The organism is Rhodococcus sp. WMMA185, assembly GCF_001767395.1.
Taxonomy (GTDB): Bacteria; Actinomycetota; Actinomycetes; order Mycobacteriales; family Mycobacteriaceae; genus Rhodococcus_F.
This window is the reverse complement of the sequence record NZ_CP017014.1, coordinates 1,833,290-1,860,217: the sequence shown is the minus strand read 5'-3', so window position 1 is coordinate 1,860,217 and position 26,928 is coordinate 1,833,290. Positions and strand designations below refer to the sequence as shown.

1 protein-coding gene is annotated in these 26,928 nt (G+C 66.6%); it reads left to right on the top strand.

Annotation, left to right across the window (positions count from 1 at the left end):
• The first annotated feature begins 198 nt into the window (after positions 1 to 198).
• Positions 199 to 26,928 (top strand): non-ribosomal peptide synthase/polyketide synthase, encoded by a 26,730-nt coding sequence (locus tag BFN03_RS08185; protein ID WP_070380729.1) that lies wholly within the window; start codon positions 199 to 201, stop codon positions 26,926 to 26,928.

The following is a 26,928-nucleotide window of genomic DNA, read 5'->3' as shown; positions in this document are numbered from 1 at the left end:
TGGTCACGGCATCGTCACGAACGAATGGCCGAACAGCGACTCGCAAGCTGTGCAACTATGAATTCTTGTGTGCCCTAGTGATCGCGAACGCATGATCCGGGGGGCGAGGACAAGCGTCCGCCTCTCGCATGTGCGAGTCTGGATTCGGAGGTGGCCACGCTTTCACCGGTCGGGGAAACCCTACGTGGAGGTTTCGTCGTGACGCCCGAAAATTCGCGAAATCCGGCAACACCAATTTCGGGTCCAACGCATTTCCCGCTGTCTGCGGCGCAACGTGCCACCTGGTTTGCACAGCAACTCGACCCCGCGGTTCCGATCTCGGTAGCGCAATACGTCGAACTGCACGGCGACCTCGATGTCGAGCTGTTGAAACGAGAAATTGTCGCGGTCTGTCACGAGTTCCAGTCGCCCCACCTCCGGGTCACCGAGGTCGACGGGCAGCCGATGCAGTATGTGGATGACGCGGCCGACGTTCCGGTCCACGTCGTCGATTTTCGGGGTGCGGACGATGCGGTTGCTGCGGCGCACGAGTGGATGCACCAGGACTACCAGACCCCACTCGACCTCGAGGTGGACCGCCTGCTCGAGACCTCGATTCTGTGCGTCGGGGAGTCGCACTACCTGTGGTACAGCCGCATCCACCATGTTGCGCTCGACGGATACGGCGCCGTGACGATGGTCAACCGCATCGCGCATCGGTACTCGGCCGCGGTGGCCGGTCGCGAACCGGACCCGAGTCGAGCCGTGTCGCTGCGCGAGTTGTATGACATCGACGCCCGCAACAGGTCGTCCGAACGATTTGTCGCTGATCGCGAATACTGGTTGGAGCGAGTCGAGGGTGTCGAAGGATCAAGCCTGGCCACCGAGTCCGCTCCCGCGGTTGCAGTGAGCACGGTCGAGAGTGCCGCCTTGTCCGAGGCCGCCGTTGCCGGCCTTCAGCGTTCCGACAGGCAGGCTACTGCTGCTGCCACGATCATCGCCGGGTTCGCCTGCTACCTGTCGCGCGCTACGGGCCAGAGAACCGTATTCGTCAGTGTTCCGCTGTCCGGCCGGACGACGTCAGCGCTGCGCAACTCCGGCGGCATGATGGTCAACGTCGCACCGCTGTCGATCACGGTCGACGAGAAAGGCACGGTCGCCGAACTCGTGTCGCGGGTTCAACGTGAGCTGGTGGGTGCGTTGCGGCATCAGCGGTGCAGTCTCGATGACATCCGCAGGGACATGGGTGCGGGTAGGGGCGCCGGGCTGTACGGGCCGATGGTCAACATTATGCTCTTCCACCAGGAGGTTCGACTGGGTTCCCTGGTGGGCGAATTCCACATCCTCACTTCGGGTCCGGTAGAAGATCTGCTGGTCAATGTGTATCAGAGTGGCACCCCAGCCGGGTTCTTGGTCGACTTCCGGGCAAATCCGAATCGGTACGAGAATCCGGAGCTCCGCACGCACCACCGTCGCTTCGTCGAACTGCTCGAGGAGTTCGTCGAGGCGGACCCACAGGCCGGGCTCGCGACGATTCACGCGGCCACTGCCGAAGAAGGCGAGCGACGACGACTCGAGGCGGAGCGGCTCGACTATTGGACGGGGCGACTCTCGGGTCTTCCCGGATTGTTGACCCTGCCCTCCGACAGGCCACGGCCCGCCGCGCAGTCCCGACACGGCGATCGTGTGGCACTGCTGATCGGTGCGGATACACACCGCCGAGCCAGTGTGCTGGCGCGCGAGAACAACGCGACCCTCTTCCCCGTCCTGCATGCTGCCCTGGCCGTGTTGTTGAGCCGGCTCTCGGGTGTCTCGGATCTCGCGATCGGAACGCCGACCACGATGAACGGCTCCCAGGGCCTCGTGGTGCTGCGCAGCCGTGTTCACTCGAACATGCCCTTCACAAGTGTGCTGAGCCAAGTGTGCGAGGTCGACGAGGAGGCGTTCGCGCACGGCACCGTTCCTCTCGAGGCGTTGGCGCGAACCCTGGGGGTCGGCGTGTCCTCCGCGTTTGCGCCGATCGTCCAAGTGCTCTTCGAAACACGCGGGCGGGTAGAGACGCCCGGAAGCTCGGGGGCGTCCGCGAACAGCGCGAATCCGCACCCTGCGATCGGCCGATTCGACCTTCGGGTGACCGCGGCGGAGGTCCTCGGCGCTGACGAGGCCCCCTCCGGAATCGCGGTGACCCTCGGGTTCGCCACCGATCTTTTCGAGCCCGCGACGGTACTTCGACTCGGCGAGCGGTTCCGCAGAATCCTGGAGGCGGTCACCGCGGACCCGGCGATCGCCGTCGGCGACATCGACATCCTCGCCGAGTCCGAACGGACCGCTCTCGCCCCGGTCCACGGCGCTGTGGGCAGTTCCGGCCGCACACTGCCCGAGGTGTTCGAAGCGGCAGCAAGAAAAAACCCTGCCGGCACCGCACTGTCTTGTCTCGGTGTCGCGTTGACCTATCGAGAACTGGACGAGCGCTCGAACCAGTTGGCACGCGTCTTGATCGCCGGAGGTATCGGGTCGGAGAACTGCGTGGCACTGTGCCTGACCCGGTCGATCGAGTCGGTGCTGTCGATGCTCGCGGTTGCCAAGTCGGGCGCCGCTTTCGTACCGGTGGATCCGAACTATCCGGCCGAGCGCGTCGAGCACATGCTCGCCGATTCCGGTGCCGCTGTGGGCGTGACGGTATCCGCCGAGCGTTCGCGGCTGCCGGACTCGATTCCGTGGCTGGTGCTCGACGACGATGAATTCCTGACTCTCTGTGCGGCTGAGCCGGTGTCAGTGGTCACCGATGCCGAACGGGTGCGGCCATTGCGCATGAAGAACACCGCCTACGTGATCTACACGTCGGGTTCGACGGGCCGGCCCAAAGGAGTTTCGGTCACACACGCAGGTCTGGACAGCTTAGCGGTCGAGCAGCGCTCACGATTCGGAGCGACGCAGTCATCACGGATTCTGCACTTCTCCACACCAAGCTTCGATGCTTCTGTCTCCGAGTATCTGCACGTGTTTGGTGCCGGAGCGACCATGGTGATCGTTCCGCCCACGATCTACGGCGGCACCGAGTTGTCTCGGCTCGTGAAAGCCGAGCGAGTCACCCACGGATTCATCACGACGGCCGCGCTCGGATCGATCGAGCCGGACGGCCTTTCCGACTTTCAGAACGTGATAACCGGCGGCGAGGCGTGCCCGCCGGAATTGGTGAAACGGTGGGCGCCCGGCCGTAGGTTGTGCCAGGCGTACGGGCCGACCGAGGCAACCGTGATGTCGAACATCAGTGAACCGATCGCACCGGCGGGAGCTATCACGTTGGGCGGTCCGCTCAGCGGATTCCACGAGGTTGTTCTCGATGCCCGATTGCGGCCCGTGCCGGTGGGCGTGGCGGGGGAGTTGTATCTCTCGGGCAACGCCCTGGCGCGGGGATATCACGGGAAGTCCGGGTTGACGGCGGAACGGTTCGTGGCCGACCCCTTCGGATCACCCGGAGACCGGATGTATCGAACGGGCGACGTGGTGCGCTGGCGAACCGATCGCACGCTCGAATACGTGGGACGCAGCGATTTTCAGGTGAAGGTACGGGGCTTCCGCATCGAACCAGGGGAGATCGACACAGTCCTCCAGTCTCATCCGCGCGTGAGGACCTCCGTGACCATGCCGCGAACAGCGCCCTCCGGCGACGCGGTGCTTGTGTCTTATGTGCTACCGGCAGCCGGTGCGCGGCTCACGACTGCCGAGCTGATGGACTACGCCGGAGAGCAACTGCCGACGTACATGGTGCCGGCGGCGATGGTGATGCTCGACGCAATACCGATGACACCGGCGGGGAAGATCGATCGCGGTGGATTACCCGCGCCGGAGTTTCTCTCGTCGGGAACCGATTTCCGTGCCCCGGTCGACCCGGCGGAGCAGGCCGTGGCGCAGGTGTTCGCGGATGTCCTGGGTGTGCAGCGAGTCGGTCTCGATGACAGCTTCTTCGATCTCGGGGGAAATTCGCTGGCCGCGACCAGGGTGGTCTCGCGGGTCAATACCGCACTGGGGGTCGATGTCGGCGTGCGGGACCTGTTCGCGGCGCCGACCGTGGAAGCACTGGCAGTGCGGATCGAGCGCGCAAATCCCAATCACGCGGACCGCCCGGCTCTGGTGGCGCAGGCACGGCCGAACCGAATTCCGTTATCGCTTGCGCAGCAGCGCATGTGGTTCGTCAACCAGTTCGACACGGCCTCGCCCGCCTACAACATTCCGATGGCGATCCGCTTGTGCGGCGACCTTGATGCGCCGGCGCTTCAGGCGGCGATGGGAGACGTGTTCGAGCGTCACGAGTCCCTTCGCACCGTGTATCCGGGATCGGTGGATGGACCTTGCCAAGTAATCGTTTCGGTGGCGCAGGCCATTCCGGATCTGACGCCGAGGTCGGTCGCGTCCGGGGAATCGCTGCGCGATCGTATCGCGGAACTGTCCACCGAGGGCTTCGACGTGAGCGCGGGGGTGCCCGTGCGCGCTGCATTGCTGCGGACCGGACCCGACGAGCATGTCCTGATTCTGGTGGTTCACCACATTTCGGCGGACGGAGCATCACTGGCGCCGCTGGCCCGCGATCTGGCGGTTGCATATGCGACGCGGGTGCGGCAGCAGACGCCGGAGTGGGTTCCGCTTGCGGTGCAGTACGCCGACTACAGCCTGTGGCAGCGAGCGGTTCTCGGCAGCGACACCGACCCCGACAGCCTGATATCGAGGCAGTTGGGGTACTGGGAGCAGACGCTGTCCGGCCTGCCTGACGCGATAGACCTGCCTCTGGATCGACCCCGGCCCGCGGAGAGGTCGTTGTGGGGCGAGACCGCTGCGTTCCCGGTTCCCGCGGGATTGCATCAGGAGTTGCTCCTGCTCGCGCGCAGGCACGATTCGACGATGTTCATGGTGATGCACTCGGCGCTGGCGGTGCTGCTTGCCAGGTTGACCGGTTCCGCGGACATCGCGATCGGCACGCCGATCGCCGGGCGCGGCGCCGAGGCGCTCGATGATCTGGTGGGGATGCTCGTCAACACGCTGGTATTGCGGACGGCGGTGGAACCCGACGCGACGTTCGCCGAGGTGCTGTCGCACTCCCGGGGGGTGGATCTGGCGGCGTTCGATCACACGGAGTTGCCGTTCGAGAGCGTGGTGGACGCACTCGCACCGACGCGATCGACCGCATATTCTCCTCTGTTTCAGGTGCTTCTGGAGTTCCAGAACACGGACCCCGCCCATGTGAAGTTGCCGGGGCTGGCGGTGGAAATCATCGAGGTCGATTCGCAGGTGTCGAAGTTCGATCTGCAGTTGACGCTCGCCGAGCGCCACGACGAATCGGGGAACGCAGCAGGAATCTCGGCGGCGTTCACGTTCGCATCCGACGTCTTCGATCGGGAGACGGTGGCGGGGTTCGGGGAGCGGTTCGTCCGGATCCTGGAGGGCGTGGTCGCCGACCCGGGCGTGCTCGTCGGTGACGTCGCGGTTCTCGGTCCAGGTGAGCGGGAGCTGGTGCTCGAGACCTGGAACTCGACGGCGCACGAGGTGCCGGGCACCACTCTGGCTGCGTTGTTCGACGCGCAGGTCGCCCGCACACCCGACGCACCGGCGGTCACCTTCGACGGGACCACACTGACGTACGCCGAGTTCGATGCCCGTGTCAATCAGCTGGCCCGGCACCTGATCTCGGTGGGTGTGGCACCGGAGTCGCTGGTGGGGGTGCAGATTCGCCGCAGCACGGATCTGCTGGTGGCGATCCATGCAGTGATCAAGGCGGGCGGCGCGTACGTGCCGATCGACCCCGACCAGCCCGCCGAGCGGATCGCACACGTCCTCGGTACGGCCTCGCCGGTGTGCGTGCTGACCAGCGGACCGGAGGAGTTCGACGTGCCGGGCAAGATCCCGGTGGTCGACCTCGACACGCTGGATGTATCCGCACGGTCCACTCGGCCGGTGCGGGATCGGGACCGGGCGTCGCCGCTGCGCCCGCAGAACGCGGCGTATGTGATTTTCACGTCCGGGTCGACGGGTCGCCCGAAAGGCGTCGGGGTGACACACGCGGCGATCGTCAACCGGCTGGCCTGGATGCAGGGCCAGTACCGGCTCGGACCCGATGATGCGGTGCTGCAGAAGACGCCGGTCACGTTCGACGTATCGGTATGGGAGTTGTTCTGGCCGTTGCAGGTCGGCGCCCGGGTGGTGGTCGCGCGGCCGGACGGTCACCGTGATCCGCGGTATCTGGCGGCAGTCATCACCGAGCATTCCGTGACGGCGGTGCATTTCGTGCCGTCCATGCTGTCGGTGTTCACTACTGAGCCGGCGGCGGCGCAGTGCACGAGCCTGCGATGGGTATTCGCCTCGGGGGAGGCGTTGCCCGCGCAGACGGCGTCGAGGATGCGGTCGCTGCTGCCCGGTGCCGGGGTGCACAACCTGTACGGCCCGACCGAGGCCGCGGTGGACGTCACGTCACACGAGTTCACCGACACCGACACCGTCCGAGTGCCGATCGGTGCCCCGGTGTGGAACACACGCCTGTTGGTGCTCGACGCACGGCTACGCCCGGTGCCGGTGGGGGTGGCGGGTGAGTTGTACCTCGCGGGCGCACAGCTTGCGCGGGGGTATGTCTCCCGACCGGAGTTGACAGCCGACCGTTTCGTGGCGAATCCGTTCAGTGCACCGGGCGATCGAATGTATCGAACCGGTGATCTGGTGGCGTGGAACACCTCCGGTGAGCTCGAGTACCTCGGACGCACCGATTTCCAGGTCAAGTTGCGTGGTCAACGCGTCGAACCAGGGGAGATCGAGGCCGCGTTGTTGCGAAACGGGGACATCTCCCAAGCGGTGGTCACACTGCGCACCGACGGGCCGACCGGCGACGACTACCTCGTCGGGTATCTGGTGCCGGCCGATGGAGCGCAGGTGGACGAGCGGGTCGTCCTCGAGGACCTCGCGGCGGTACTTCCCGCGTACATGGTGCCGTCGGCGATCGTCGTGCTCCCGGAACTCCCGGTGAACGCGAACGGCAAGCTCGACCGAAAAGCACTTCCAGAAACCGAATTCGGATCGTCGACCGCCGGGTCCGTAGCCCCGCGCAATCCGGTCGAAGAGATCGTGGCCGCGGTCTTCGGCGATCTACTCGGAATCGCGCGGGTGGGGGTGCACGACAACTTCTTCTCGCTCGGCGGTAACTCCCTGATCGCCACCCGCCTGGTGGCGCGGATCAACGCGGTTATCGGAGACCGGGTCGGCATTCGCGACGTGTTCGACGCCCCCACCGTGGCGCGCCTGGCAGTGCTGGCGGAATCTGAGGACGGATCGAGAACCCGGCCACCGCTGAAACCGAGGGAAGATACGGCGGACGTCCCGGTTTCACTGGCGCAGCAGCGCATGTGGTTCATCAACCAGTTCGACACCTCCTCATCCGCCTACAACGTCGCATTCGCGCTCAGGCTCGAGGGCCACCTCGACGTGAGCGCTCTCCGGCAGGCCGTTGCCGACGTCATCGAACGGCACGAGGCCTTGCGCACGATCTTCCCGCTCACCGCCGACGGGCCGAGGCAGGTGATCGTGCCCGCAGAAGGTGCACGACCGGACCTCACGCCGATCCCCGTGCTGGGTGATGCCGAGCTCCGCGAGCATTGTTCGCGGGTGCTGTCCGCAGGATTCGACGTGACGGAGCAAGTCCCGCTTCGCGCACGCCTGTTCCGCCTCGACGAGCGTGTGCACGTGCTCGCGGTGGTGGTGCATCACATTGCGGCCGACGGCTTCTCGATGGGCCCGCTCGCCCGCGACGTCATGCTCGCCTACTCGGCGCGCACACAGCAGGAGGCGCCCGCCTGGGCGCCGCTGCCCGTGCAGTACGCCGACTATGCGCTGTGGCAGCGCGAATGGCTGGGCGCGGAATCCGATGAATCGTCCGTGATCTCGAGGCAGCTCGCCTACTGGGATACGACGCTGTCGAACCTTCCCGAGGTGCTCGAGCTCCCCGTCGACCGCCCGCGGCCTGCTGTCCGATCACTTCGTGGCGGCCGCGTCGATTTCATGATCGATTCCGATGTTCACGCCGGTGTGGTGCGACTGGCCCGCCGCCACAACACCACGGTGTTCATGACATTGCATGCCGCGCTGGCGGTCATGCTGGCACGGCTGAGTGGTTCGGACGACATCGCCGTCGGGACGCCGATCGCCGGCCGTGGACTCGAGGCACTCGACGACGTGGTGGGCATGTTCGTCAACACCCTCGTCTTGCGTACCCAGGTGGCGGAGGGTGCCGCGTTCACCGAGCTACTCGAGGTCGTGCGCGAAGCCGATCTGGGTGCCTTCACCCACGCGGACGCGCCGTTCGAACGAGTGGTGGAGGTCCTGAGTCCCTCCCGCTCGACCTCGTACTCGCCGCTCTTCCAGGTGATGCTCGAGTTCCAGGACATCGAGCGTCCGACACTGGAACTGCCCGATCTGCAAGTTCGGCGGCTCGATCTCGATATCGATACGACGAACTTCGACCTGCAACTGACCTTGGCCGAGCAGGTGGACGCAGAAGGCAATCCGATGGGTATCAGCGCGGGACTCGGCTATGCGGCCGATCTCTTCGACCACCACACTGCAGAGAGTTTCGCGGCTCGGTTCCTGCGCATCCTGGCGGCCGTGACCGCCGACCCCGACGTGCGGGTCGGCGATATCGACATCCTCTCCGGACCCGAGCGTGCGGAACTGACCCCGGTGCGGGGTGAGCCCTCGGCGACGGTCGCGACGCTGCCCGATCTGTTGGCGGTGGCCGCTGCCCACGATCCGGATGCCCAGGCGTTGGTCTTCGAGGGCCAAGAGGTGCGGTACCGCGACCTGGACAGGTACTCGAACCGGCTGGCCCGCAGTCTGATCGAGCGCGGTATCGGCGCGGAAGACGTCGTCGCACTGTGCATACAGCGGTCCGTGGAGGCCGTCGTGGCCGTCTGGGCGGTGGCCAAGGCGGGAGCGGCATTCCTGCCCGTGGACCCAGGTCATCCGGCGGCACGCATCGACTACATGCTCTCGGATTCGAATGCCGTGTCGGGATTGACGATGTCGGCGTACCGGCCCGCGCTCCCGGAGACGGTGCCGTGGCTCGTGCTCGACAGTGCGGAATTCGCCGATGGGCTGTCGACCTTCCCGGATACGGCGATCACCGACGACGAGCGGATATCGCAGGTGCGAGCCGACAACCCGGCCTATCTGATCTACACCTCCGGGTCCACCGGAAAACCCAAGGGCGTGGTCACCACACATCGCGGGCTGTCCAACTTCGTGATCGAGGAGAGGGAGACGTTCGGGACCACGGACGAGTCGAGAACACTGCACTTCGCGTCGCCGAGCTTCGACGCCTCCATTCTCGAGCTTCTCTTGGCGATCGGTCCGGCGGCCACGATGGTGATCGCACCGCCTTCCGTGTATGGCGGTGCCGAACTGGCGCGGCTCCTCGAATCCGAACGGGTCACACATTGTTTCGTCACTCCCGCAGCCCTGGCTTCGGTCGATCCCGCTGGCCTCACCGAACTCGAGTGTGTGGTGACCGGGGGCGAGGCTTGTCCACCCGAACTGGTCTCACGGTGGGCGCCGGGTCGGCGAATGTTCAACGCATACGGGCCGACCGAGGCCACGGTCGTGTCGAGCATCAGCCCCGAACTGGTGCCGGAAACTGCGGTCACGATCGGTACGCCCACTCGCGGCTTCCGGGAGGTGGTGCTGGACTCGCGACTGCAGCCGGTGCCGGCCGGTGTGGCGGGGGAGTTGTATCTCGCGGGTCCTGCCCTCGCACGGGGCTATCACCGACGATTCCCGCTGACCGCGCAGAGCTTCGTTGCCGATCCCTTCGGTCCGGCTGGAAGCCGGATGTATCGCACCGGCGACCGGGTTCGTTGGACGTCTGATGGGCAGCTGGAGTACCTCGGGCGCACCGATGCGCAGGTGAAGATCCGGGGCTTCCGTATCGAATTCGGTGAGGTGGAATCGGCGCTGCTGGGCCATGACGACGTGGCTCGTGCTGCGACGAGTGTGTGGAGCGACGGCCGCGGCGATCGGCTGATCGGGTACGTGGTACCCGAACCCGGGGTGACGATCGATACGAGGGCGGTCCTCGATTTCGTCGGCGGCCGACTGGCGCCGTACATGGTCCCGGCGGCGCTGGTGGTGCTCGAAGAGCTCCCGTTGACGGTGCACGGCAAACTCGACCGCACAGCGCTCCCGGCACCCGACTTCGCGGCGGCCGCGACACGGGGCAGGCCGCCGCGAACCGAGACCGAGATGCTTCTCGCCGGACTGTTCGAGGAGGTGCTCGGACTGGCCTCGGTGAGCGTCGAAGACTCGTTCTTCGCGCTCGGCGGCGACAGCATCATGTCGATACAGTTGGTGGCCCGCGCGAAAGCGGCGGGGGTGATCCTGTCTCCCCGCGACGTGTTCGAGCACCGGACTGTCGCTGCACTCGCCGAGTCGGCGCGATTCGACGATGCCGACGTGGTGGTGCTCGAGGAGTTGCCGGGCGGTGGTGTGGGCCCCCTGCCGCCGACGCCGGTGGTGCGCTGGATGCTCGAGCGCAGTGATGGGCTACTCGACAGATTCTCGCAGGCACTGTTGCTGGCGACCCCCGTCGGACTCACCCACGAGGTGCTGGTCGCAGGCATCGAGGCGGTACTCGACCGGCACGACATGCTCCGTGCGCGATTGGTCACGGGCGAGCCCGGGCGGTGGAGCCGCGCCGGCGCCGCCGGCCAAGGGGGGATGGAGGTGCTACCGACCGGATCGGTGTCCGCGGGGCCGTTGGTCCGTCGAGTGCCGGTCGATTCGGTGGAGGGAGACAACTTCGCCGCGCTCGCTGCCGCGGAACTCGAGGCCGCCGCGAACCAGTTGGATCCGGCCGCCGCGAGCATGCTGCAGATGGTCTGGTTCGACGTACCGAACGAGGCCGGACGACTGCTCATGGTGGTGCATCACCTCGTGGTCGACGGGGTCTCGTGGCGCATCCTCGTCGCGGATCTCGCCTCGGTGTGCCAACATCAGGCCGGCACGGAAGCCTCGCTGCCTGCTGTCGGAACATCGATGCGCCGCTGGGCGCACGGCCTGCACGACGTCGCCCGGCAACGGGCGCACGAACTCGAACTGTGGGAGACGATCCTGGGCGGAGAGGATCCACCGATCGGTTCTCGCCCACTCGATCCCGCGGTCGACGTCGACGCGACCGTGGACAGGGTCACCGTCGAAGCGTCGCCGAATGTGACCGATGCGCTGCTCACCTCACTTCCGGATGCGTTCCACGGAAACGTCGCGGACGGATTGGCGACCGCGCTGACGCTCGCTCTGATCGCCTGGCGACGAGAACGCGGCGCCGATGTTTCCGACGCGGTGATCACCCTCGAGGGACACGGCCGCGAGGAGCAACTCGTCGAGGGGGCGGACCTGTCCCGTACCGTCGGCTGGTTCACCACCCTGTATCCGGTGCGGTTGGACCTCACCGGAATCGATATCGGCGACGCGATGGCAGGAGGCCGCGCGGCGGGGCAAGCTGTCAAGGCCGTCAAGGAGCAGTTGCTCGCCATCCCGGACCGCGGGATCGGATTCGGAATGTTGCGGTACCTGGACGGGGAGGCGTCTGCCTCCCTCCGGCGATTCCCCGCTCCGCAGGTGAGTTTCAACTATCTGGGACGGACGCTCACCTCGAGCGGAACGGGAGACTGGCTGCCGGTGGAGGGCAGCGGTGAGCTCGGCGGAACTCAGAACCCCGACATGCCGGTCGCCTCCGTGCTCGACATCAACGCCGTCGTCGTCGACGACCGCGTTCAGGGATCTCGCCTGAGGGCGACTTTTGCGTTTCCGACCGGGGTGCTTCGCGAGGCCGATGTCGAGGCATTCGCCACGTTGTGGCGGCGTGCCACAGACGCGCTCGCCGCGCATGCGCAAAACCCCTGTGCGGGCGGCCTGACGCCATCCGACATTCCGCTGGTGCCGGTGAACCAGGCGCAGATCGACCGGTGGGAGGAGCGGTTCCCCGCGCTGCGGGAGGCGTGGTCATTGTCCCCGTTGCAGTCCGGGTTGCTGTTCCACGCCTCACTTGCCGCCGAGTCGATGGACGTTTATACGGCACAGTTGCGCATCGACCTCGAGGGTGCGGTCGACGCCGGGCGCTTGTGCGCCGCTGCGGCTGGGCTGCTGGACCGGCATCCGAACCTGAGGACCGCGTTCGTCTACGACGACGGGATCCCGGCTCAATTGGTGGTCGAGAAGGTGGACGTGCCGTGGCGGGAGGTGGATCTCACCGACGCCGGGGCGGCCACCGCGACCGAACTCGAACGACTCCTCGACGAGGACCGCGCCGCCCGGTTCGACCTCGCTCGGCCCCCGCTGCTGCGCCTGACGCTGTTCCGCACCGCGCCCGGCCGCTACGTGCTCGCGATCACCAACCACCACCTGATCCTCGACGGCTGGTCTGTGCCGCTGCTCGTGCGGGAGTTACTGGTGCGCTACGCCGGGGACGGCGAGTCGGCGCTGCCGCAGACACCCTCCCACCGCACATATCTGGAGTGGTTGGCGGGCAGGGACGTCGGCGAATCCGCCCGGGTGTGGGAAGAAGCACTCGACGGCGTCGACGAGCCGACGCTGCTGGCGCCGAAGGCGTCTGCCCCGCACTACGGTGTGCCCGACGACATTGAAGTCGACCTGCGCGCCCCGGTGCTCGATGCCCTCGCCTCACTGGTAGAGCGGGCCGGTGCCACGATGAACACGGTCGTGCAGGCTGCGTGGGGGCTGCTGCTGTCGCGGCTGCTCTCCCGCGACGACGTGGTCTTCGGTGCCACGGTCTCGGGTCGGCCGCCGCAACTGCCCGGCGTCGAGAACATGTTGGGTCTGTTCGTCAACACCGTGCCCGTACGGGTGCGGGTGAACCCGGACGAGACTTTCGCCGAACTGCTCGCCCGCGTGCAGGAGGAGCAGGCGGCCCTGCTCGACCATCACCATCTCGGCCTCGGCGAGATCCAGGCGCGCGCCGGTCTGGGCAATCTGTTCGACACTCTCTCGGTGTTCGAGTCCTACCCGATCGACACATCGGGGCTGGACGAGAACGCGGACATCGGGGGAATGCGGGTAACCGGACTCGACGCCCGTGACGCCACGCACTACCCGATCACCGTGATGTCGATCGTCGAACCCCGGCTGCGGCTGAGTCTGCGCTATCAGCCGGGGGCGTTCGACCGCGCGGCGGTCACCCGATTCGCCGAGCGCCTGACCGTGATCCTCGAGGCGATCGCTGACGACGCCCACACCGCGGTCGGCGCGGTCGACCTCTTCACGCCGGGCGAGCGGGAGTTGGTGGTCGATACCTGGAATGCGACCGACCGCCCGGTGCCAGGGGTGTCGTTGGTGGGGCTGTTCCGCGCGCAGGCGGCCCGCACCCCGGACGCGGTGGCGGTGGTGTTCGAGGGTGAGACGTTGTCGTATGCGGGGTTCGACGCACGGGTGAACAGGTTGGCCCGCTTCCTGATCGGCGCCGGGGTGGGCCCGGAATCGTTGGTCGGGGTCGCGGTCCGCCGATCGGTGGACATGCTGGTGGCGGTCTACGCCGTCCTCGAGGCGGGTGGGGCGTACGTGCCGATCGCCCCGGATCAGCCCGCCGAACGGATCGCGCACGTTGTGGGGACCGCCGACCCGGTGCTGGTATTGACCACCGGAATGGATGCGGTGGCGGTGCCTGCAGAGGTCAGGGTCGTCGACGTGAATGCCCTGGACGTGTCGGAATACTCCGCAGACCCGATCGATGACCGGGAGCGGGTGGCACCGCTGCACCCGGGCAATGCGGCCTACGTGATCTTCACCTCCGGTTCGACCGGGCAGCCCAAGGGCGTGACGGTTTCGCACGCGTCGATCGTGAACCGGTTGTGGTGGATGCAGCAGCAGTACGGACTGGCCGGCGACGATGTGGTGTTGCAGAAGACACCGGTGACGTTCGATGTGTCGGTGTGGGAATTGTTCTGGCCGTTGATGACCGGTGCCCGCCTAGTGATTGCCGCCCCGGGCGGTCACCGGGATCCGGCCTATCTCGAGTCGGTGATCCGGGAGCAGTCGGTCACCACGGTGCATTTCGTGCCGTCGATGCTCGAGGTGTACCTGGCAGAGGCAGACCCGGGCCGGTGTGAGTCGTTGCGGCGGGTGTTCACCAGCGGTGAGGCGTTGCGTCCGGCAACGGCGTCCCGATGGCATCGGATGAGCCCTGCGGAGTTGCACAACCTGTACGGTCCCACGGAAGCCGCCGTCGACGTCACCCACTACGAGGCCGGACGGGAAGATGACGGACCGGACCGGGTCACGGTGCCGATCGGGGCGCCGGTATTCAACACACAGGTGTTCGTGCTCGATTCTCGGTTGCGTCCGGTGCCGGTCGGTGTGGCGGGGGAGCTGTATCTGGGCGGGGTGCAGTTGGCCCGCGGGTATCAGGGCCGCCGCGACCTGAGTGCGGAGCGGTTCGTGGCCAATCCCTTCGGGGCTCGATCGGCGAATGCGCCGGCGGGTTCGCGGCTGTATCGCACGGGTGATCTGGTGCGGTGGCTGCCGTCGGGGCAGCTCGAATACCTGGGTCGGACAGATTTTCAGGTCAAACTGCGGGGCCAGCGGATCGAGCTGGGGGAGATCGAGGCGGTGTTGTCCCGCCGTGAGGACATCGCGCAGGCGGTGGTGGTACTGCGCGGTGACGGGCCTACCGGTGACTACCTGGCGGCCTATGTGGTCCCAGCCGGTGCGGCGGCCGTCGACGAGAGGTCCGTGCTCGAAACCGCAGCTGCTGCACTGCCCGCGTACATGCTGCCGTCGGTGGTCGTCGTGTTGCCGGAACTCCCGGTGAGCGCGAACGGCAAACTGAACCGAAGAGCACTGCCCGAACCGCAGCTGCGCACGACTACGTACCGCGCTCCGACCACGGCCGCGGAGGACGCGATCGCAACGGCATTCTCCGATGTCATCGGAATCGACCGCGTCGGCGCCGACGACAGTTTCTTCGCCCTCGGCGGCGATTCGCTCAGTGCCACACGCGCAGTGGGCCGCATCAACAGCGCGCTCGACATCACTCTGACCGTTGCCGCACTGTTCGATGCGCCGGTGGTCTGCGACCTGGCGGCCCGAATCGACTCGGCCGCACCCCGAAGCTCCGCCCTCGCGGAGCTCACCGCCCGTCCGCGGCCGGATCGGATCCCGCTGTCGCTCGCGCAGCAGCGCATGTGGTTCATCAACCAGTTCGACCCCTCCTCACCGGCCTACAACATCCCGGTCGCCCTGCAACTGGACGGTGCGCTGAACGTTGCGGCGCTCCGTGAGGCGCTCGGCGACGTCGTGGAGCGGCACGAGACGCTGCGCACCGTGTTCCCCGGTTCCGCCGACGGACCCAGGCAAGTCATCGTCGATTCCGCATCCACCGCCGCGGATCTCGAGCCGATCGCGGTCGGCGATCGGGATCTACGAGACACCCTCGACGCGTTCTTCGGAGTCGGATTCGATGTCTCCGAAGAAGTTCCACTCCGGGCGCGGCTGTTGAGACTCGGGCCCCAGCGCCACGTGCTGGCCGTCGTCATACATCACATCGCCGCCGACGGATTCTCGGTCGGACCGCTGGCGCGGGACCTGATGGTCGCCTACACCGCGCGCGCCCAACGTCAGGCACCCGCCTGGGCGCCGTTGCCGGTGCAGTACGCCGACTACACCCTCTGGCAGCGGGAGATTCTGGGAACGGAGGACCGCCCCGATTCGATTCTGTCGACCCAGCTTCGGTACTGGACGGAGACGTTGGCGGGTATCCCGGACGTGCTTGCCCTGCCCCTGGACCGGCCTCGGCCCGCGCACCGGTCCTTCGACGGAGCCGTCGTCACGTTCGACATCACTCCCGCTCTCCATCGCACCTTGATCAACCTTGCACACCAGAGCAATTCGACGCTCTTCATGGTGATGCACACGGCACTGGCAGCACTGCTCGAGCGGGTGTCGGGATCAGAGGACGTGGTCATCGGCACACCTATCGCCGGTCGCGGGCACGCGGCGCTCGACGATGTGGTGGGCATGTTCGTGGGCACGCTGGTGCTCCGCACGGCGGTGGCTGCGGGATCCTCGTTCGCGGAAGTGCTCACCGACGTGCGGGCGGCGGACCTCGGGGCGTTCGAACATGCAGATATTCCCTTCGAACGGCTGGTGGACGAACTCGCCCCCGAGCGGTCCACCTCGCACGCACCCCTGTTCCAGGTGCTGATCGAATTCCAGAACGCCGCCGGCACACGACTGAACCTGCCCGGGCTCGCCGCCCGGTCCCTCGACGTCGATCTGGATGTGGCGAAATTCGATCTGCAACTGAGCCTGGCGGAACGAGTCGACGAAGACGGGGAGCCGGACGGCATCACCGCCGGATTCCGCTACGCGACGGACGTGTTCGACCGCGAATCGGTGGAGGGTCTCGCGGAGCGACTCCTGCGCGTCGTCGACGCGGTGACGACAGACCCGACGCTGCCCGTCGGAGACATCGACATCCTGCACGGTCCCGAACGCGAACTCCTGCGAACCTCCGCGTACCGAGTGGGGACCACCGTCGCCCCCGCGACGCTTGCAGACCTGTTTGATCGGGCGGCGGCACGCGAGGCCGATGCAGTCGCGGTGCGCTGCGACGACTCCTCGATGACGTACCGCGAGCTCGATGAGCGGGCCAACCGGCTCGCGAGACTTCTTCTGACTCGGGGGGTAGGCCCGGAAGTACTGGTGGCCGTGGGTATCACGCCGTCGATCGACTTGGTGGTGGCACTGCTGGCCGTGGTGAAGTCTGGTGCCGGCTACGTGCCGCTGGACGTGACCTCTCCGCAGGAGCGGTTGGGCTTCGTGATGAGCGATGCACGGCCGATGTGCATGCTCACCACCAATGCGGACGCCGAGACTGTCCGGGCCCCCGGCATTCCGGCGGTAGTGATGGACGACCCCGAGACCCTCGATGCGCTGCGGCCGCTTTCTTCCCTTCTGGTAACCGACGCGGATCGCCGGAATCCGCTGCGCCCGGACTCGGTGGCGTACGTGATCTACACCTCGGGTTCCACCGGACGACCGAAAGGGGTGCAGGTCTCGCACCGCAACGTGGTCACATTGCTGGCGAACGCGCAGACGATGTTCGGGTTCGGTCCGGCGGACGTGTGGACCATGTTCCATTCCGCCGCATTCGACTTCTCGGTGTGGGAGATGTGGGGCGCGCTCGCGCACGGTGGGCGACTGGTCCTGGTGGACTACTTCACCGCTCGCACACCAGAGAAGTTTCTCGAACTCTTGCGGGCCGAACACGTCACGGTTGCCAATCAGACCCCGTCGGCCTTCTACCAGTTGGCGGAGGCGGATCGTCTCGCCGGCAGTCCCGCCCTGCCCCTGCGGTACGTGATTTTCGGTGGGGAGGCCCTCGATTTCGGTCAGTTGGCGCGTTGGTTCGCGCACCGGGGTGACGCGGCGCCCGCGCTGGTGAACATGTACGGCATCACGGAGACGACCGTGCATGTCACCCATCTGCCGATCTCGCGGGAACTCGTCGACGCGGAGTCCGCCTCGATGATCGGCCGGGGACTTCCCGGACTGGGCGTCTACGTGCTGGACCGACGACTGCATCTGGTACCGCCCGGCGTGGTCGGGGAAATGTACGTTTCCGGTGCTCAGGTCTCGCGCGGGTACCTCGGCCGCCCTGCCCTGACCTCCACTCGATTCGTGGCCGACCCTCTCGTCCCCGGGTCCAGGATGTACCGGTCCGGTGACCTGGGCAGGTGGAACAGCGCAGGACAGTTGGAGTATGTCGGCCGTAACGACCTTCAGGTGCAGGTGAGGGGCTACCGGATCGAACTCGGTGAGGTGGAATCGGCGCTGCTCGCCTGCGAGGGGGTGGCGCAGTCGGCGGCCGCGGTGCATCGGGATCGACTGATCGGGTATGTGGTTGCCGAGGCCGGCGCCGCGCTCGACCCCGAGGTGATCATCGACGCCGCCGAGGAGCGGTTGGCCTCGTACATGGCGCCCGCAGCGGTTCTGGTCCTCGACGAGCTGCCGTTGACGGTGAACGGCAAACTCGACCGGAACGCCCTGCCCGCGCCGGACTTCGCGCAGCGGGTGGGTACGGACCGTCGTCCGGTCACCGAGACCGAACGCATCCTCGCCGACCTGTTCGCCGAGGTCCTGGGTCTGGACTCCGTGGGTATCGACGACTCGTTCTTCACCGTCGGTGGAGATTCGATCATGTCCATTCAACTGGTCACCCGCGCGAAAGCTGCAGGTGTGCTGATCTCGCCGCGAGATGTGTTCGAGCGGAAGACGGTTGCGAGGCTCGCCGAGGTGGCGCGGACGGGAGACGAGGCGGTTGTTCTCGACGAGTTGCCCGGGGGCGGGGTCGGCGAGGTTCCCCTGACACCGATCGTGCGCTGGATGCTCGACCGGGGTGGGGACTTCCGCCGCTACTCGCAGTCGGCGGTGTTCACGCTCCCCGGGGCGTTGGACGAGGACACCCTGATTCGAGCTCTGCAGGCGGTGCTCGACCGACACGACCTTCTTCGGGCGCGGTTGTACCGCACCGCCCACACCGACGAGGGTTGGTCGATGGAGGTGCAGGCGGCGGGGGCGGTGCGCGCGACAACGGTGTTCCACCGGGTCGGTGCGGATGCCGCGGGTTCCGAGTTCCCCGACCTCGCCGCGACCGAACTCGACGCGGCGATCGATCGGCTCGACCCGGAATCGGGCGTGATGATGCAGGTGGTGTGGCTCGATGCCGACCACCGTCCGGACAGCCGGTTGCTGGTTGCGATCCACCACCTGGCGATCGACGGTGTTTCCTGGCAGATCCTGATGCCCGACCTCGCTCTGGCGTGCGCGCAACTGCAGTCCGGCTCGGAGCCGGCACTGGAGCCGCCGCGGACGTCGATGCGCCGGTGGGCCCATGCGCTCATCGACGCCGCGAGCGAAACCCGTGCCACCGCCGAGATGCAACTCTGGCGAGGGATGCTCGAGGCCCGCGATCCGATGCTGGGGTCGCGTTCCCTCGACGGGTCGGACACCGCGGCCTCGACGGACGACATCGAGATACGGCTTCCTGCCGCGTCGACCGAGACGCTCTTGACGCATGTGCCGAGCGCCTTCCACGGCAGCGTGGGGGATGCGTTGCTGACGGCACTGGCCATGGCGCTGATCCAGTGGCGACGAAGCCGGGGGATCGACCTCGGGGAGGCGCTGGTGAATCTCGAGGGGCACGGGCGTGAAGAACAGGTGGTGCAAGGGGCGGACCTCACCCGCACGGTCGGATGGTTCACCTCGATCTTCCCGATGCGACTCGATCTGAGAGGCGTGGACCTCGACGATGCGTTCGCGGGCGGCCCGTCGGCGGGGGTCGCGATCAAAACCGTCAAGGAACAACTACTCGCCGTTCCCGATCACGGCATCGGGTTCGGTCTCCTCCGATACCTGAACAGGGAGACGGCGCAGGATCTTTCATCGCTTCGTTCACCTCAGATCAGCTTCAACTATCTAGGCAGGCTGGGTTCGATCGGCGCGGGGCCGCGTGACGGATGGATGCCGGTGGACGAATCCGGACTGCGCGGAGCATTGAAGGCCGGGATGCCCGTCACTGCCGTCGTCGACGTCAATGCGATGGTGGTCGACTCGGACGAGGGGCCCGTGCTGGCCTCCACCTGGACTTACCCTCCGGCAATCGTGACCGGCGAGGAGGTCGACGAACTCGCTCGACTCTGGGTACGGGCCCTCGGCGGTCTCGCTGCGCACGTGCACTCGGGCGGTGGCGGATTCACTCCGTCCGATTTCGATCTGGTCGATCTTCGCCAGGATGCGGTCACCTCGCTCGAGAGCAGGTGTTCGGACCTGACGGATGTGTGGCCCTTGTCGCCTCTGCAGGCCGGAATGCTCTTCCACCACGAACTCGCCGACGAATCACTGGATGCCTACCTGGTGCAGGTGACACTCGATCTCGTCGGGGCAGTGGATGCGCACCGGCTGCACGGGGCCGTCGACGCCCTGCTGCACCGACACGCCAACCTGCGCACCGCCTTCCTGCACGACGCCGACGGCAACGCGGTGCAGGTGGTGCGGCAGCAGGTCGAGGCCCCTTGGCGTGAGGTCGACCTGACGGCTCTCGACCAGAGTGCCGCCGTATCCGAGGTCGAGCGACTGCTGGCCGAGGACCGCGTTCGCCCATTCGACATGACATGCGCCCCGCTGATCCGCTTCATGCTGATTACGACCGCGGAGAACGGATGTCGGCTGGTATCGACCAACCATCACATCCTCCTCGATGGCTGGTCGATGCCGCTGCTGTTCCGAGAGCTGCTGGCGCTGTACGCCGCCGACGCGGACCCGTCTTCGCTGCCACACGTTCGCGGGTACCGCGACTATCTCGCGTGGCGCACACACCGAGATCTTCAGGCCTCCAGAGAAGTATGGGCCCAGGCGCTCGCCGGAGTGGAAGGACCGACGCTACTCGTCCCGGGTGTTCGGGGCCGGGAGTTGTCCACCATGGCACAGGAGTGGATATTCGATCTGGACGAGGATCGCAGCACCAGTTTGCGCGAGTTCGCCCGCGCGCGAGGACTGACCCTCAACACTCTCGTGCAGGTTTCCTGGGCGATCGTGCTCGGTACGCTGACCGGGAGCGACGACGTGCTGTTCGGTGCCACGGTCTCGGGGCGGCCCCCCGAACTGGCCGGAATCGAGACGATGATCGGCCTGTTCATCAACACACTGCCCGTCCGAATCACGTTGCGTCCCAAGGAAACCATGGGCGCTCTGCTGGAACGTGTCCAGGCTGAGCAGGCGGCGTTGCTCGATCACCACTACCTCGGCCTCGCCGAGATTCAGCATGCGGTGGGACCGGAGGTCGGATTCGACACGTTGACCGTGTTCGAGTCGTACCCGGTCGACCGCGCGGGACTATCAAGCGACACCGACATCGCCGGAATGCGCGTTGCCGGAGTACAGGCGCGAGATGCCGCCCACTATCCCCTCAGTCTGGTGGCGTCCGCCGACGATCGCCTGCACCTGAAGTTCGAGTATCTCCCAGACATTTTCGAGGTCGACGTAGTCGAAGACATCGCGGGCCGCGTGCTGCGGGTACTCGACGCCTGCACCACCCCCGACCGCCCGTTGGCGGCACTGTCGCTGCTGACCGACCGTGAACGCGCCGATTCGGTACCGGTCCGGGGACGCCCGGGAGGGTCGATCCGTACCCTGCCGCAGATTCTGGAGGAGGCCGCCGCGCTCGACCCGGACTCGATCGCGCTGTCGTACGTCACACCGATCCACGAGGTCGGCGAGGTGAGCTACGGCGATCTCGACGAGCGGTCGAATCGCCTCGCCCGCGCACTGATTGCGCGAGGTGCGGGCCCGGAGACGTTCGTGGCCATCGGGATACCGCGGTCGGTGGATTCGATGCTGTCGGTGTGGGCGGTGGCGAAGACCGGGGCGGCATTCGTTCCAATCGACCCGAACTACCCCGACGAACGCATCACCCACATGCTTGCCGACTCCGGAATCACACTCGGGGTGACCACGACCGAGCACCGACGCCGACTTCCGGGGAACACGGGCTGGCTGGCCCTGGACGAACCGGAATTCGCGTCCGAGTGCGGCGGGCGGTCTGCTGCGGCAGTGACCGATGCGGAGCGCATCGGTGCGATCACACTGGACACCGCCGCCTATGTCGTCTACACGTCCGGGTCCACGGGAAGGCCTAAAGGCGTGGTGGTCACCCATCGCGGACTGGACAACTTCGCCCTCGATCAGCTCGAAAGACTCCGCGCGACACCACCGTCCCGCACCCTGCACTTTTCCACGCCAAGTTTCGACGGATCGGTCTTCGAGTATCTGCAGGCGTTCGGCGCAGGCGCGACGATGGTGATCGCACCGACGACGGTATTCGGCGGCGAGGAACTGGCGCGGCTCCTAGCCGAGCAGCAGGTCACCCACGCGTTCATCACCACCGCGGCGCTGGCGTCCCTCGATCCCGCCGGGCTCGAACATCTGACCGACCTGGTGTTCGGCGGCGAGGCGTGTCCGCCCGAACTCGTCGGTCGCTGGGCGCCGGGGCGTCGCCTCTACAACGCCTACGGGCCGACCGAGACCACGATCATGTCCAACATTAGCGATCCGATGGTTCCCGGAGAGCCGATTACCATCGGCGGACCCATCCGCGGCGTCACGGCATTGGTGCTCGACAGCCGGCTGCAACCGGTCCCCGTGGGAGCCCCGGGGGAGTTGTATCTCGGCGGCCCCGGGCTGGCCCGCGGATATCACCGACGGCCTGCACTGACCGCGGAGCGATTCGTGGCCGACCCTTCCCGTCCCGGCGAGAGGATGTACCGCACGGGTGACATCGTGCGGTGGACGGAAAACCGCACTGTCGAATTCGTGGGCCGCAGCGACTTCCAGGTCAAGGTTCGCGGGTTCCGCATCGAACTCGGCGAGATCGACGCGGCCCTCATGGCGGAGCCGGACGTCCGGTTCGCGGTGACCGTCACGCACCGCGGACCGACGGGGGACACCCTGCTGGTGTCCTACGCCGTCCCGGCGGCGGGCAGCGCCCTCGACGCCGCCGCACTCACCGATCGTCTGGCCGAACGCGTGCCGTCGCACATGGTGCCCGATTCGATCATGGTGCTCGAGACCATTCCACTGACCGCGGTGGGCAAATTGGATCGTGCGGCACTGCCGGAGCCCGACTACTCGGGAGTCGGCCGATCCCGGCAGCCGGTCGGCCCCATCGAGGAAACGGTGGCCGATGTTTTCGCGGAGGTGCTCGGTTTCGAGCAGGTCGGTGCCGATGCCGCGTTCTTCGACATCGGCGGCAATTCCCTGAGCGCCACACGAGTCATGGCGCGGTTGAGGGCATTACTCGGCACCGAGAGCGGGGTGCGTGATCTGTTCGAGTCGCCGACGGTCTCCGCATTGGCGGCACGAATCGGACACGCCGGTGCGGGGGCGTCCGTACGTCCGGTGCTGGCAGCGAGTGCGCGTCCCGAGGACATTCCGCTGTCGTTCGCTCAGCAGCGCATGTGGTTTATCAACCAGCTCGACACCGCCTCTGCCGCCTACAACATTCCCATCGTGTTGCGGCTGTGCGGTGAACTCGATGTGCCAGCCCTGAACTCGGCGGTCACCGACGTCGTCACCCGGCACGAGTCGCTGCGAACGATGTTCCCCGTGCGTGATTCCGATCCGGTGCAACAGATCGTTCCCGCAGACAGTGCGGCCACATCCCTGGTCCCCGTCCCGGTCGCCGACGAACACAGCCTGCGGGAGAAGCTGGCCCAACTGGTCTCGCCAGGCTTCGACGTCACTTCCAGTCCCCCGATGAGGGCCGGGTTGTTCGCACTCTCCGCAACCGAGCACGTGCTCGGCGTCGTCGTGCACCACATCGCGGCGGACGGGTTCTCGATGGCTCCACTCGTGCGGGACATGATGACGGCGTACGGCGCCCGGGCCGCAGGCGCCTCGCCCGGGTGGGCGCCCCTTCCGGTGCAATACGCCGACTACACCTTGTGGCAACGCGAGTTGCTGGGGTCCGAGCAGGACCCCGAATCGCAGATGGCGGGCCAACTGGACTATTGGAAGACCACTCTGGCGGGTGTTCCCGATCTCCTGGAACTGCCGAGCGACCGGGATCGCCCCTCCCAACAGTCCTTCCGCGGGGCTCGGATCCACTTCTCCATCGACAGTGACCTACACCGGCGCATCCGGTTGCTGTCACGAAGTCTGCGCTCCACCGAATTCATGACCGTCCACGCCGCGCTCGCGGCCCTGCTGGCCAGGCTCGGTGGCACCGACGACGTCGTGATCGGAACACCCATTGCCGGCCGGGGAGAACCCGCGCTCGACGATCTGGTGGGCATGTTCGTGGGCACGCTCGCCTTACGCACGCGGGTGGATGCGAAAGCGTCGTTCGCCGCCTTGGCTGCGCACTGTCGCGAAGTGGACCTCGGCGCCTTCACACACGCCGACGTCCCCTTCGAACGCGTGGTGGACGCCGTCGCGCCGACACGGTCGACCGCATACGCGCCCATCGTCCAGGTCTCGCTGGAATTTCAGAACAACGAGCGCCCCGTCCTGATGCTGCCGGGACTCGAGGTTCACGGAGTCGACCCCGAACTCGGCGTGGTCAAGATGGATCTCGAATTCCTCTTGGCGGAGGAGTTCGACGCCGACGGTGTTCCCGCCGGGATGAGTGGCGCGATCGACTTCGCCACGGACCTCTTCGACGCCGAGACCGTCCGTGGATTCGCCCACCGATTCGTGCAGATACTCGATGCGGTCGCCGAGAATCCCGACCGGACTCTCGGCGAGCTTCCCCTGCTGAACGAGGTGGAGACGCGGGCCGTGGTTCCCGCCCGCGGAAAACCTGATGTACCGGCAAAGCTCTGGCCCGATTTGCTGGCTGACGCCGTGGCGTTCTCCCCGGACTCGGTGGCCCTGTCCAGCGAGGGCCGCCAGGTCAGCTATCGCGAACTCGACGCGTGGTCCAACCGGCTGGCGAGGGTTCTCCGCAGCCACGGAGTGGGACCGGAGAGCTTCGTGGCACTCGGGATACCGCGCTCGATCGAGTCGGTGGTGTCGATCTGGTCGGTCACCAAGGCCGGCGCGGCCTTCGTGCCCGTCGATCCCAAATACCCGCGCGAGCGGATCAACTACATGCTCACCGACTGCCAAGCCTCGATGGGACTCACCGTCCGTGGCAGCCGGAACAACTTGCCCGACGTGGTTCGGTGGCTGGTGCTCGACGACGCCGACTTCGCCGAGCAGGTGGCCGAGGTGTCACCCGAACCGGTCACCGATACCGATCGGACAAGCCCGTTGCGTCTAGCTCACCCGGCCTACCTCATCTACACGTCGGGGTCGACCGGAAAACCGAAGGGGGTCACCGTCACCCACCAGGGCATGGCCAACTTCACCGCGGAAACGCGCGAGAGATTCCAGGTCACTCACGATTCCCGGGTGTCTCACTTTGCTTCCCCGAGTTTCGACGCCTCGGTGTTCGAGCTGACGATGGCGTTCAGCGCCTCGGCGCGGATCGTGATCGTGCCGCCCACCATTATTGGTGGCAGCGAGCTGGCGGATCTGTTCCGCCACGAACAGGTCACGCATGCGACCATCACGCCGACCGCGCTGGCAGCCCTCGACAACAGTGGCCTCGACTCGCTTCGAGTCCTGGATCTTGTGGGCGAAGCATGCCCACCGGAGGTGGTGGCGCAGTGGGCGCCCGGCCGCAGCCTACACAGCGGATACGGTCCCACCGAGACCACCGTCCAGGCGAGTGTCAGCGCTCCCATGCGCCCCGGGGAAGACCCGAATATCGGTGCGCCCGCAGTGGGATTCGCCTTCCTGGTTCTCGACGATCGGCTTCAGCCCGTTCCCGTCGGCGTTCCGGGTGAGTTGTACATTTCGGGGCCCGGTGTGGCGCGTGGCTATCACAATCCCACCGCGCTCACCGCGGAACGATTCGTGCCCTGCCCCTTCGGCAAGCCGGGTGACCGGATGTATCGGAGCGGAGACGTCGTGCGCTGGCGGCGCGACTTCACGCTCCAATACCTGGGCCGTATCGACTTCCAGGTCAAGGTTCGTGGCTTCCGCATCGAACTCGGGGAGATAGATGCTGCGCTCGCCGCGCATCCGGCAATCGCATTCGCGGCCACCATCGGGCACACCGGACCGTCGGGATCGACTGTGCTTGCCTCGTATGTGCGCGCTCGGGGCGGTCGCGATGTGGAGCCGGCGGAACTGCGTCGGTATGCCGCCGAGCGCCTGCCCGCACACATGGTGCCCTCCGCGGTCGTCGTGCTCGACGAAATTCCGATGACTCCGGTGGGCAAACTCGACCGGAAGGCGCTGCCCGCACCGGAGTTCGGCTCCACCGGAGCCGCGTACCGAGCACCGAACACAGAAACCGAGCGCACGGTGGTGGATGTCTTTGCGGATGTTCTCGGGGTAGACCGGGTAGGAACCGACGACAGCTTCTTCGACCTCGGTGGAAACTCCCTGCTCGCCACCAGGATTGTCGGCGAGCTACACGCCAGACTGGGCCGGAAGGTTCCGCTGCAATGGATGTTCCTCGATCCCGCCCCGGCGGGGATCGCCCGACGCCTCGAGAGTCCGACTCGAGGAACCGGGATCGAAGACGCGCTCGCCGTGGTGATTCCGCTGCGTGCGTACGGATCCAGCAGACCGTTGTTCTGCGTGCACCCGGCGATCGGCCTGTCCTGGGGTTACACGGGGCTGGTGCAACATCTGCCACCGGATCGGCCCGTGTACGGACTGCAGCTACCTACGATCAGTGACGACGGCGACTACCGGTCGGTGGAACAACTCGCGCACCGCTACGTCCAGGAGATCAGGGCGATCCAGCCGGAGGGGCCATATGACCTGCTCGGGTGGTCGCTTGGCGGGATTCTCGCCCATGCCATGGCTATCGACCTGCAGAGGTCGGGCGAAGAAGTTGCCACGCTGGCGATCATGGACAGCTATCCGAGCAACGCTCATGACCCGATGCCCCGCGAACTCGATATCCGAGATCTTCTGCGGGGCCTGGGGCTCGAGGTCGACGTGGACGGTGAGACGACCTACGAACGTGCGGCGCGGTTGATCGACGAGTCGTTCGGGACCGAGACCGGCGTGCAAGGGCAACACCTCGAGCGGATCGCCGCAGGGTACGAGAACTCCGGGCGACTAGGGCGCCAGTACGTCCCGCAGGTCTACGACGGTGACCTGCTCATCTTCCCTGCTCTGGGTAAAGGGGCCGGCGCTGCACGAATGCACTCGGCGGACGAGTGGCGGTCGCTCGTGACCGGCCGGATCGATGTGCAGCCCGTGGACTGCGAACACAACGACATGATCGAACCGCAGGCTCTGGCGATCATCGGACCGGCGCTTGCTCGCGCACTTTCGGCTCGTACCTGA